Here is an 11,781-nt window from a genome sequence, read left to right as displayed (position 1 = left end):
GGACCCCTGCGTTCGCTCGCCAGTGCATTGCCAGTGCGTCACAGAGGCATCAAACTCGGCGACGGCGCAAGCCTTCGGAGGCGCGATGGCGCAGGATCCGCCCAATGCCGTGACCTATCGCCTGAGTCCGCGCAAGGCGCAGGATCAGCTGCTGTGGCTGGTGGGCGGCATCGTCATGGTCGCGGCCATCTTCTATCTCCGTGGAGATGTCCCGCAGAATGGCTTCGATCAGATCGGGCTGGCCTTCGTCGCCATTCTGGTGATCTGGCTGGTGTCCGACCAGTACAGGAAGGCGAAATCCGACCGCTCGCCGCAATTGGTGCTCGACAGCGAGGCGCTTTGCGCTCCCAGCCTTTTCGCCAGCAAGGTGCCCTGGTCGGCGATCCGCGGCTACGAGATCATCTCGACGCGCCATGAGCCGACCGTGCTCGAGCTCGATGTCGTAAGCCCCGAGCGCTTCGGGCCCGTCCGGACCCATCCGGCGAACTGGACCGGAGCCCTCACCGGCAGCACGCGTTTTCGCCTCGAAGTCGGCGATCTCGACGCCTCCGAAGCAGAGATCGCGACGGCGCTGAGGCGCTTCGCCCCGGCGCGCGAAGGCGATTGACCCCCGATACCGGCAGCGATCGCGGCGAGATTGCGGCAGCGTTGCCCGGGTGATTCCGGATCGGTTCGTAGAGTATTGATTTGATTGGCTTTTATTTTCATTGGAGAAGCCGCGCTTTTGCTGGCTTCCCGCGCCGGAATCGGATAGCCAGAAGCCTGAAAAATCAGCGGAATCGGGACTTTTTCCCTTGAGCGAAGACAACGACGACAAGCGCGACGACGGCCCGCAGTTCGGCGGCGACATCAAGCCGATCGCGATTACCGACGAGATGAAGAAGAGCTATCTCGATTACGCGATGAGCGTGATCGTGAGCCGCGCTCTCCCGGACGTCCGCGACGGTCTGAAGCCCGTGCACCGGCGCATCCTGTTCTCGATGCACGAGAACAAGAACCTGCCCGACCGGCCCTATACGAAATGTGCCCGCATCGTCGGCGACACGATGGGTAAGTACCATCCGCACGGCAATCTCGCGGTCTATGACGCGCTGGTGCGCATGGCGCAGGACTTCTCGCTGCGCCTGCCCCTGATCGACGGCCAGGGCAATTTCGGCTCGATGGACGGCGACAGCCCGGCGGCCGATCGCTATACCGAGGCGCGTCTCGACAAGGCGGCGATGCCGCTGCTCGAGGATCTCGACCTCGACACCGTCAACTTCCAGCCGAACTATGACGGCAAGGAGCACGAGCCGACGGTCCTGCCGGCGCGCTATCCGAACCTGCTGGTCAACGGCGCCGGCGGCATCGCCGTCGGCATGGCGACCAATATCCCGCCGCACAATCTCGGCGAGGTCATCGACGCCTGCATCGCGCTGATCGACGATCCGGAGCTCTCGATCGACGACCTGATCGCGGTCGTGCCCGGCCCGGACTTCCCGACCGGCGCCCAGATCATGGGCCGCAGCGGCATCCATTCGGCCTATCACACCGGCCGTGGCTCGATCGTGATGCGCGCCAAGACGCATATCGAGGAGCTGCGCAAGGAGCGCGAGGCGATCATCGTCACCGAGGTTCCCTATCAGGTGAACAAGGCGACCATGGTCGAGAAGATCGCCGATCTCGTCCGCGAGAAGCGGATCGAGGGTATCTCGGACCTGCGCGACGAATCGAATCGCGAGGGCGTCCGCGTCGTCATCGAGATCAAGCGCGACGCCGTCGCTGACGTGGTGCTGAACCAGCTCTACCGCTTCACGCCGCTGCAGACCTCGTTCGGTGCCAACATGGTGGCGCTGACCGGCGGGCGGCCGGAGATCTTGAACCTCAAGGACTTCATCTCCGCCTTCGTCGAGTTCCGCGAGGAAGTCGTCTCGCGGCGCACGCGCTATCTGCTCAACAAGGCGCGCGAGCGCGCCCATGTGCTGTGCGGCCTCGCCACCGCCGTCGCCAATATCGACGAGGTCATCCGGCTGATCCGCACGGCGCCGACACCATCGGCCGCGCATGAGGCGCTGATGGCGCGCGACTGGCCAGCCGACGACATCGCGCCGCTGATCGCGCTGGTCGACGATCCGCGCCATCCGATGAACGCCGACGGCACCTACCGCCTCTCGGATGCGCAGGCCAAGGCGATCCTCGAGCTGCGCCTTGCCCGCCTGACCGCTCTCGGCCGCGACGAGATCGGCGACGAGCTGGAGAAGCTCGCCAAGGAGATTGCTGACTATCTCGATATCTTGCGCTCGCGCGCCCGCATCCAGGAGATCATCAAGGCCGAGCTCCTGGAGGTGAAGACCGCCTTCGCGACGCCGCGCCGCACCGAGATCCACGATTGGGGCTCGGATCTCGACGACGAGGACCTGATCGCCCGGGAGGACATGGTCGTTACGGTCTCCCATGCTGGCTACATCAAGCGCGTGCCGCTCTCGACCTATCGGTCGCAGAAGCGCGGCGGCAAGGGTCGCTCGGGCATGGCGACCCGCGACGAGGATTTCGTCACCCGCCTCTTCGTGGCCGACACGCATACGCCGATCATCTTCTTCTCCTCGCTGGGCCAGGCCTACAAGGAGAAGGTCTGGCGGTTGCCGCTCTCGGCGCCCAATGCCCGCGGCAAGTTCCTCAACAACATGCTGCCGCTGGACAAGGACGAGCGCATCACCACCGTGATGCCGCTGCCGGAGGACGAGGAGAGCTGGGGCCGGCTCGACGTGATGTTCGCCACCAAGAGCGGCAATGTTCGGCGCAACAAGCTCTCCGACTTCGTCCAGGTCAATCGCAACGGCAAGATCGCGATGAAGCTCGACGAGGGCGATTCCATCGTCGACGTGCAGATCTGCTCCGAGCATGACGACGTGCTGCTGACCACCGCCGGCGGCCAGTGCATCCGCTTCGCCGTGCCGGAGGTGCGCGTCTTCAAGGGCCGCGACTCGACCGGCGTGCGCGGCATCAACCTCGCCGATGGCGACGAGGTGATCTCGCTCGCGATCCTGCACCATCTCGACGCGACGCCGGACGAGCGCGCCGCCTATCTCAAGCGCGCCGCCGCCGCCCGCAGGGCGCTGACCGGGGAAGGCGACGAGGCGGCCGAACCGGCGACGGTCGGTGATGCCGAGGAGGCCGGGAGCGACATCGAGCTCGGCCAGGAGAAATACGCCGAGATGGGCGCTGCCGAGCAGTTCATCCTGACCGTATCGGAGAACGGCTACGGCAAGCGTTCGTCGTCCTTCGAGTACCGGGTGACCGGGCGCGGCGGCAAGGGCATCGTCGCCATGGTCGTCAACGACCGCAACGGCAAGCTCGTCGCCTCCTTCCCGGCCGAGGAGAAGGAGCAGATCATGCTCGTCACCGATGGCGGGCAGGTGATCCGTGTGCCGGTCGATGCCGGCCCGAACAACCGCATCCGCATCGCCGGGCGCTCGACGCAGGGCGTCACCGTGTTCAACACCGGCGACGGCGAGAAGGTCGTCTCGGTCGAGCGCATCGGCGAGGAGGCCGAGGAAGAGGGCGAGGCCGGCGAGGCTGAGAATGGCGCGGGCGAGGAGCCGGCCGGGGAGGCGTGAGCCTCCACTCTGCTACGGCGTCGCCCTTCTGCTGAAATTGAAAAGTCCCGGATCGAGCTGTGCTCACCCGGGACTTTTTTGGCTCGCGGCGCGGATAATCTTTCTTTAGCCGGCAGCAGCGCTGGTCTGGATCAGTTCTTCTGTTCAGCGAGGCGGGCGCGTCAGCGCAGCAGTGGGATTGCCGGGCCGATCGGCCGCAGGGCCGCGTCGATCTCTGGCGTGAAGGCGGCGCCGAAGAAGGGGCCGCGCAATTCGAAGGGCACGCGCGCCGAGGTCGTCGTCGAGCTCAGCGCGCCGTTGAGGTCGAGCCAGCGCCGGGTGAGATCGGCGGTGCCGTTGAGGACGACGTTATAGCCTGAGCCTGTGATCTGCGTGTCGGTGACGTAAAGCACGCCGAGGTTGGCGAGCGCGGAGAGCTGCAGGGTCTCGAAGGCGCTCTTGCCCTGGCGCCAGTCGCGCGCGGAGGTCGGTGGCTTCTCCGCCTTGCGCAGTAGATCGGGGAAGGCGATGCCGCGGAACTCGCCTTGCCGGATCGTCAGGCCGGCGCGGCCGGTGAGAGAACTCACAACCTGTTCCAGGCTGTTGCCGATGCCATCGAAGGCGAGCTGACCGGTCGCGGTGCCGCTGAGGCGGGCGAGTGTCGGCAGGTCGTCGGCGACCAGTGCGAGGTTCACCTTCTCGAGGCCGAGCTGCAGCTTGACGTCCGCGCCTGCGGCGACGGGGGTGGCGAGGATGCGGGCACGGGCCGAGCCACCATAAGCCGAAGCGCGCAGCAGGGATGCCTCGAAGCGGCCCTTGCGGATCAGGAGCTGGGCTGCGAGGTCGCCGAAACGCACCGTTCCGATCCGGGCGGAGTCGAGCGAAAGGCGCAGGTCGATATCATTGGTGGTCCAGCCGTCGAACTCGAGCGGCGTGCCCGCATTGTCGCCGCTGGCGGTCGGTGCCGGCGGTTCGGCCTGGCGCAGCAGGCGCCCGAGGTCGAATTCGGCGCCGGCAAGCGTACCGGAGAGCGCCCAGTTCGGCATGGCGCCGTCGAGCTTGAGGGCGCCCTCGAGCTGGTCGCCGTCGACCATCGCGACGACGGAGTCGAGCGCGACGCTCCTCTGGTTGATCTGAGCCTGCGCAGTCAGCTCGACCTGCCGGGCGAGGGACGCGATGCGTGGACGCGGGCCGATCCAGGCCAGGGCGTCGGAGAGCGATTTCGTGTTGAACTCGATCTGACCGCTGGTCGTGTTCTGAGCGACCGAGCGCGTGCCGTTGAGACGCAGATTCAGCAGGCGCGAGCCGAGCGAAAAGGCGGTGCGCGCCCGCTCGCCGGCTACCGGCCAGAGGATGTCGACCTTGGTGGCCTCGCCGCGCCAGGTGAAGGAGCCGGCGAGTGCGACCGGCGCCTGCGCCGTCCGTTCCTCGATCACCAGGTTGACGTCGCGCAGCGTCGTCAGGACCGTGCGGTCGGCGCGCATCATCACGCTACCGGAAGTCAGGACGAGCCTAGTCTGGCCATCGAGCCGCGTAAGATAGCCGAGGACACGATCGAGCCAGCCGGTATAGCCGCCGCCGGATTCGTCGGATGCGACGTCGATCTCCGGGGCGACCAGGTCGATGCGGTCGAAGTCGAGCTGGCCTGCGAGTAGCGGGAGCAGGCGGGTGCGGGCGCGCAGGCGCGCCGCCTTGCCGGCGAGCACGCCCTGTGGATCGGCGAAGGTCACATCGGATAGGCTGATCCTGGGCAGCGGCAGGATCGCGATCTCGGCGCGGCGCATGCCCGTCACCTTGAGGCCGGTACGGGCCTCGATGCCGGCGACGACGGAGCGCTCGACCTGCGACAGGGCAAGGCTCCACGGCCGCAGCCCGAGCGTGAGCAGCAGCGCAGCAGCGGCGGCGAGGCCGATCAGGAGTGCGCGTCGTGACATGGCCTGGTGTATGGCCTTCATCTGCGTGACGGCGGGGCCCCGTCGTCAGGCAATCCGATAACGCGAGCGATTCGACCGGGCGGCCTGCGTATCGTCGCGCGGCAAGGGTTTATTCCTCCGGCCCGGGAATGTCGAGTTCACCGCCCGCCCGGAGGCCGGAAAGCCGGGGAAACATTTCAATTTTCGCGTGAATCCGGCTGTTGCTCGCCGGCGCGGGCGAGTCTCAGCGCCGGATAGATGCCGATCGCCACGATCAGCAGTGCCGCCAGCGCGCCATCCTCGAAGACGCCGCGGGCGGCGTGGCCGTAGACCACCGTGGCGAGGGTGTCGAAGTTGAGCGGGCGCAGCAGCAGCGTCGCCGGCAACTCCTTCATGCAGTCGACGAAGACGAGCAGGGCGGCAGCGGCGATGGCAGGGCGCATCAGCGGCCAATGCAGCCGGCGCAGCAATTCGCGCCTGTCGGCGCCAAGCGAGCGCGCGGCGTCGTCGATGCGCGGCGAGATGCGGGCATAGCCGCTCTCGGCACCGTTTACGGCGATGGTCAGGAAGCGCACCAGATAAGCGATGATCAGGGCGGTGCCGGAGCCGAGCAGCAGCAGGCCAGGGCTGGCGCCGAAGAGGGCGCGGCTGGCGTCGGCGACGAGATTGTCGAAGGCGGCGAGCGGCACCAGCAGTCCGAGCGCCAGCACCGTGCCGGGCAGGACGTAGCCGAGCGAGGCGATGCGGGCGAGCAGCGGCAAGGCGCGCTCACGCCCGAGCCGCAGCGCAGCTGCGATGCAAAGGCCGATCGCGACGACCAGCACCGCAGCGAGCGCCGAGATCGCGACGGTATTGGCGAGCGCTCGCCAGAGCGCTGGGTCAGCCTGAGCGACAAGGTCGCGGCGCCACAACTCGCCGAGCAGATAGTAAAGCGGCAGCACCGCCCCGAACAGTGCCGGCAGGAAGCAGGCGAACGTCGCGACCCAGGCACGCGAACCCGAGAGCCGGATGCGGCCAACCGGCCGCGGCCGCTTCACGGGCAGTGCGAAGCGCCGGGCCCCGCGCGTATGCGCCTCGACGGCTATCAGACCGACCACGACGAGCAGCATGACGCAGGCGATCTGGGTGGCGCCGGCCAGCGAGCCGCGGTTGATCCAGGTGGTGTAGACCGAGATCGTCAGCGAGCGGACGCCGAGATATTCGCTGGCGCCGATGTCGTTCAGCGTCTCGAGCAAAGCGAGAGTCAGGCCGGCGGCGAGGGCGGGGCGGGCCATCGGCAGGCCGATGCGCCAGAACAGCGGCCAGCGCCTGGTGCCGAGCGTGCGGGCGGATTCGATCAGCGCGGCGCTCTGCATCGAGAAGAGCGCGCGCACGCTGAGATAGACATAAGGATAGAGCACGAGCCCGAGGATCAGGATCGCGCCCGGCAGGTTGCGCGGATCGGGAAACCAGTAGTCGCGCAACGAGCGCCAGCCGGTCAGCGCGCGGAGAGCGGTCTGGAACGGCCCCTGGAAGCCGAGGATTTCGACGTAGACGTAAGCCGTGATGTAGGTCGGCAGCGCCAGCGGCAGCACCAGCAGCCATTCCAGGCTGCGGCGGCCGGGAAACTCATACTGCGTCACCAGCCAGGCGGCGCCGGTGCCGACCGCTCCGCAGAACAGGGCCACGCCGGCAAGCAGGAGCGCGGTGTTCCAGAGCGCAACGGGCAGGACGTTGGCGGCCAAATGCGGCCAGACCGTCAGCGCCTCGCGCGACAAAGCGGTGAAGATGAGAGCCAGCACCGGGAGCGCGACGAGGGCCGCCGCGGCCACCGCGACGTATAGAAGACGCGTCGACGGCCGCCAGCTGGTCGCAGGCGGCCGTTCTGCAGATGTCGCGGATGCGTTCAGGCTCAATTGTCGAAGCCGACCTTATCGACGAGCTCGGACGCGGCCTTGCGGTTCTTGGCGACGTCACCAAGCGGGGTCGTGTCGGGCGTCAGCGCGCCAAGCAGCTTGACCGCGGCGGCTTCCTTGACGTCGGCATTGACCGGATACTCGAAATTGCCGTCGGCGTAGAGGTGCTGCGCCTTCTCGCCGAGCATGTATTCGACCAGCTTGACGGCGTTCTCCTTGTTCGGGGCGTTCTTGGCGATCGCCGCAGCCGAGACGTTCACATGGGTGCCGCCGCCGGCAAAGGTGGTCTTCAGCGGCTTGATCGCCTCGTACCAGCCCTTCTGCTCGTTCGTCGCCTTGCTCATCAGGCCGATATAGTAGGTGTTGATGATGGCGATGTCGCACTGGCCCGAAAGAATGTCGCGAGCGACGTCGCGGTCGCCGCCGCCGGGCTTGCGGGCGGTGTTGGCCTTGACCGCCTTCAGGAAGGCTTCGGTCTTCTCTGCGCCGTTGCGGGCGAGATAGGCGGCAAAGAAGGCGTTGTTGTAGGGATGCTGGCCGGCGCGAATGCAGAACTTGCCCTTCCATTTCGGGTCGGCGAGTTCGTCATAGGTGATCGCGTCCTGCTTCACCCGGTCCTTCGAGACGACGACGATGCGGGCGCGCTGGGTCAGCGTGACCCAGTTGTTGCCGGCGCCGCGCAGAGCCGCGGGAACGGTCTTGTCGACCAGTGCCGACTGCACCGGCTGGGTGATACCCGCATCGGCGGCCGCCTGGATCTCGCCGACATCGACGACGAGCATCACGTCGGCCGGGCTGTTGGCGCCCTCGGCCTGGATGCGCTGCTGCAGGCCGTCCTTGAGGAAGACCGCGTTGACCTTGATGCCGGTGTCCTTGGTGAAGGCCTCGATGACCGGATTGAGCAGGGCCGGCTCGCGCGTCGTGTAGAGGTTGACGCTCTGCGCGAGGGCCGGGGCCGCCAGCAGGCAGGACGCCAGGGCTGTCGCGCCAAGCACGGTCTTGATGGTCATGTTTCGCTCCTTCGGGCGGGACTATGAAAATCGGCCATTGGGAGGGAGCGGTAGTGCGCCAAATCAGGGCGGTCAAGGGTAATATCCCTTTTGTTTCAATGTGTTATATGAGTTCTAAACTAGATTCTTATTAGATGAATTCTAATCTATGAGCCTTGATGTCACCGCTGAGATTCACCCCCAGATCATTGGATGATTCAAAAGTCGTAAGACTTCAACGGCTTGGTCGCGAGGCCTTGCCGCTCGCCATGATGGCTGGAGCAGGTGCGTGACTCGCCGGGATTGTTTCAGTTCGTCCATTCGACATCCGGCTCGATGTCGGGATCGTGAGCAACTGGCGGTGTCCGGGTACACGCCGGGATTGCAGGTGGAGTGGCAACCGATGCTGTCGCGAGCCTCAATGTCGTGACTTTTCCGCAACATCGGCAGCTATTGCAGCGTCACGGCGGCGGCTTGCCACGATTGCCGCGAAGCCGCCACAAAGCGGCCCCAGCTGCAAACTTCAGTAACTATCTGAGATACGGAAGAATTAAGCCCCTTCAGGCAGGATGCGGAGCAGAAAAATGCTTCGCGGCCCGCTCGGGGGCGGATGATTGCACCAACGGGCGGCGGCGTGGCACATCTGGCGCCCGCCAGGTGGGGTGGCGGGACAGAGTTTGAATGGACGCGCGCGTATTCGATAAGTCGAAGCTGCCCAGCCGGCACGTCAGTGTCGGGCCGGCCCGTGCTCCGCATCGCTCCTATTATTACGCGATGGGCATGACCGCGAAGCAGATCGCGCAGCCCTTCGTCGGCGTCGCCTCCTGCTGGAACGAGGCTGCTCCCTGCAACATCGCCCTGATGCGCCAGGCCCAGGCCGTGAAGAAGGGCGTCGCCTCGGCGAACGGCACGCCGCGCGAGTTCTGCACGATCACCGTGACCGATGGCATCGCCATGGGCCACCAGGGCATGAAGTCGTCGCTGGCTTCGCGCGAGGTCATCGCCGACTCCGTCGAGCTCACCATGCGCGGCCATTGCTATGACGCGCTGGTCGGCCTCGCCGGCTGCGACAAGTCGCTGCCCGGCATGATGATGGCGATGGTGCGCCTCAACGTGCCCTCGATCTTCATCTATGGCGGCTCGATCCTGCCCGGCAATTTCAAGGGCCAGCCGGTCACCATCCAGGACGTGTTCGAGGCGGTCGGCAAGCATTCTGTCGGCGCGATGTCGGACGAGGACCTGAAGGAGCTCGAGGAGGTCGCCTGTCCGTCCTCCGGCTCGTGCGGCGCCCAGTTCACCGCCAACACCATGGCGACCGTCGCCGAGGCGATCGGCCTGGCGCTGCCCTATAGCTGCGGCGCGCCGGCGCCCTACGATGTCCGCGACACCTTCTGCTACACCGCCGGCGAGATGGTGATGGACCTGATCGCCCGGAACATCCGCCCGCGCGACATCGTCACCCGCAAGGCGCTGGAGAATGCGGCGATGGTCGTCGCAGCCTCGGGCGGCTCGACCAATGCGGCGCTGCACCTGCCGGCGATCGCGCATGAATGCGGGATCGACTTCGACCTGTTCGCCGTCGCCGAGATCTTCAAGAAGACGCCCTACGTCGCCGACCTTAAGCCGGGCGGCAAATACGTCGCCAAGGACATGTTCGAAGTCGGCGGCATCCCGCTGCTGATGAAGACGCTGCTCGACAATGGCTATCTGCACGGCGACTGCATGACCGTGACCGGCCGCACCATCGCCGAGAACCTCGCCTCGGTGAAGTGGAACGACAAGCAGGACGTCGTCCATCCCGCCAACAAGCCGATCACGCAGACCGGCGGCGTCGTCGGTCTCGAGGGCAATCTCGCGCCGGAGGGCGCGATCGTGAAGATCGCCGGCATGCCGGCCGAGAGCCTAGTCTTCGCCGGCCCGGCGCGCTGCTTCGACTGCGAGGAAGACGCCTTCAAGGCCGTCACTAACCGCGACTATAAGATCGGTGACGTGCTCGTGATCCGTTATGAGGGGCCCAAGGGCGGCCCGGGCATGCGCGAGATGCTGGCGACCACCGCTGCGCTTTACGGCCAGGGCATGGGCGACAAGGTCGCGCTGATCACCGACGGCCGCTTCTCGGGTGCGACCCGTGGTTTCTGCGTCGGCCATGTCGGCCCCGAGGCCGCCGTCGGCGGGCCGATCGGCCTGATCCGCGACGGTGACATCATCGAGCTCGACGCCATCACAGGAAAGCTCGCAGTCCGCCTTTCTGATGCCGAACTTGAAGAGCGTCGTAAGGCTTGGACGCCGCGCCAGACGGACTACAGGTCGGGCGCGCTTTGGAAATACGCGCAGACGGTCGGATCCGCCAAGGGCGGCGCCGTCACCCATCCGGGAGGCGCAGCCGAGACACAGTGCTATGCGGATATCTGAGGCCATCATTGCCGGAGCATTGCTTGCTCTGGGCTGCCAGCAGGCAGCCTGGGCGCAGAATGCGCCCGTGGAGCGCGTGCCGCTGCCGCCGCTCCCGATTCCAGGCGCCGCGCTGCCGGAGCCGGAGATGGACAACCGCGTCGCGCCCGCGCCGCTCGCTCCCGGCCGTGGCGCGATCGCGCCTGCCCCGAGCGGGCCAGCTGCCCACACCGCCTTGCCGATCGCCCCGTTCAGCAGCGCCCGCGACGCGCTGAAGGCCTGGATGCGCGATTCGACCGCCGGCGACCAGGCCGGGGCGGTCAAGGCGCTCGAATACGCAGCGGCTCAGGGTCATCTCGCCGCGCAGTTCAAGCTCGGTCGGGTCTATGCCAGCGGTGACGGCGTTCCGACCAATGATCTCAAGGCCTTCGAGTATTTCTCGAAGATCGCGGACGAGAATGCGGACGAGATGCCGGGCACCTCGGACGGGCGCATCGTCGCGGCTGCCTTCGTCGCGCTCGGCGGCTATTTCCTCGACGGGATCAAGGGCAGCTATGTGAAGCCCAACCCCGATCGCGCCTTCGACATGTTCCACTACGCCGCCTCCTATTTCGGCGACCCGGACGGCCAGTACAATCTCGCCCGGCTCTATCTCAACGGCACCGGTGTAGCGCGTGATCCGCGCCAGGCGGCGCGCTGGATGAAGCTCGCGGCCGAGAAGGGCCATGCCCCGGCGCGTGCCGTCTTCGGGGACATGCTGCTGCGCGGCGGCGACGGGGTGCCACGTCACCCGATCATGGGCCTGATGTGGCTGGCACTGGCCCGCGAGGGCGCCGACACTGCTCGTGAGGGCTGGATCGTCGAGCGCTACGACGCCGCTTTCGCCAATGCGAGCGCGGGTGACCGGACGGCCGCGCTGGCACTGGTCGAGCGCCAGCACATCCGCGCCGAGCGGCGCTGACCATCTCTGCATCCAGCCCTTGCTGGGCGACGTAACCGAGGTATCGAATCTCGGAGT

Annotated in this window: 7 protein-coding genes; 4 read left to right on the top strand and 3 right to left on the bottom strand. The window is 66.7% G+C overall.

Annotated elements, in window-relative coordinates:
- Window positions 1-85: 85 nt before the first annotated feature.
- Both VGV58_RS00795 and gyrA read left to right on the top strand, forming a co-directional pair.
- On the top strand, window positions 86-607 hold the full coding sequence (locus VGV58_RS00795; RefSeq protein WP_326872057.1) for a hypothetical protein: 522 nt from the start codon (window positions 86-88) through the stop codon (window positions 605-607).
- Window positions 608-794: 187 nt separating this feature from the next.
- The gene (gene gyrA, locus VGV58_RS00790) at window positions 795-3,596 is read left to right on the top strand and encodes a DNA gyrase subunit A (protein ID WP_326872056.1); all 2,802 of its coding nucleotides are present in this window, start codon (window positions 795-797) and stop codon (window positions 3,594-3,596) included.
- Between the two features lie 161 nt (window positions 3,597-3,757).
- Here the strand turns inward: gyrA and VGV58_RS00785 are convergent, their stop codons facing one another.
- The 3 genes from VGV58_RS00785 to VGV58_RS00775 all read right to left on the bottom strand — a co-directional run bounded on the left by VGV58_RS00785 (window position 3,758) and on the right by VGV58_RS00775 (window position 8,393).
- Window positions 3,758-5,509, bottom strand: coding sequence for an AsmA family protein (locus VGV58_RS00785; RefSeq protein WP_326872055.1), 1,752 nt, complete (start codon window positions 5,507-5,509; stop codon window positions 3,758-3,760).
- 176 nt (window positions 5,510-5,685) lie between these two features.
- The gene (locus VGV58_RS00780) at window positions 5,686-7,269 is read right to left on the bottom strand and encodes an ABC transporter permease (protein ID WP_326872054.1); all 1,584 of its coding nucleotides are present in this window, start codon (window positions 7,267-7,269) and stop codon (window positions 5,686-5,688) included.
- Between the two features lie 110 nt (window positions 7,270-7,379).
- Window positions 7,380-8,393: an extracellular solute-binding protein gene (locus VGV58_RS00775; protein ID WP_326872053.1), complete on the bottom strand. Its 1,014-nt coding sequence runs from the start codon at window positions 8,391-8,393 to the stop codon at window positions 7,380-7,382.
- Window positions 8,394-9,053: 660 nt separating this feature from the next.
- On the opposite strand from VGV58_RS00775, the gene ilvD reads away from it, so the two are divergent.
- Window positions 9,054-10,784 (top strand): dihydroxy-acid dehydratase, encoded by a 1,731-nt coding sequence (ilvD, locus tag VGV58_RS00770; protein WP_326872052.1) that lies wholly within the window; start codon window positions 9,054-9,056, stop codon window positions 10,782-10,784.
- 127 nt (window positions 10,785-10,911) lie between these two features.
- Window positions 10,912-11,724: a tetratricopeptide repeat protein gene (locus tag VGV58_RS00765; protein WP_326872051.1), complete on the top strand. Its 813-nt coding sequence runs from the start codon at window positions 10,912-10,914 to the stop codon at window positions 11,722-11,724.
- The last annotated feature ends 57 nt before the right edge of the window (window positions 11,725-11,781 follow it).

This window comes from Allobosea sp., assembly GCF_035944895.1.
Classification (GTDB): domain Bacteria; phylum Pseudomonadota; class Alphaproteobacteria; order Rhizobiales; family Beijerinckiaceae; genus Allobosea.
This window is presented reverse-complemented; position numbering and strand designations above follow the sequence as displayed.

What these genes read in the sequence shown, in the direction of transcription:
- VGV58_RS00775 (WP_326872053.1), bottom strand. Translation starts at nt 8,393, where the DNA reads ATGACCATCAAGACCGTGCTTGGCGCGACAGCCCTGGCGTCCTGCCTG.
- ilvD (WP_326872052.1), top strand. Translation starts at nt 9,054, where the DNA reads ATGGACGCGCGCGTATTCGATAAGTCGAAGCTGCCCAGCCGGCACGTC.
- VGV58_RS00765 (WP_326872051.1), top strand. Translation starts at nt 10,912, where the DNA reads ATGGACAACCGCGTCGCGCCCGCGCCGCTCGCTCCCGGCCGTGGCGCG.
- VGV58_RS00795 (WP_326872057.1), top strand. Translation starts at nt 86, where the DNA reads ATGGCGCAGGATCCGCCCAATGCCGTGACCTATCGCCTGAGTCCGCGC.
- VGV58_RS00785 (WP_326872055.1), bottom strand. Translation starts at nt 5,509, where the DNA reads ATGTCACGACGCGCACTCCTGATCGGCCTCGCCGCCGCTGCTGCGCTG.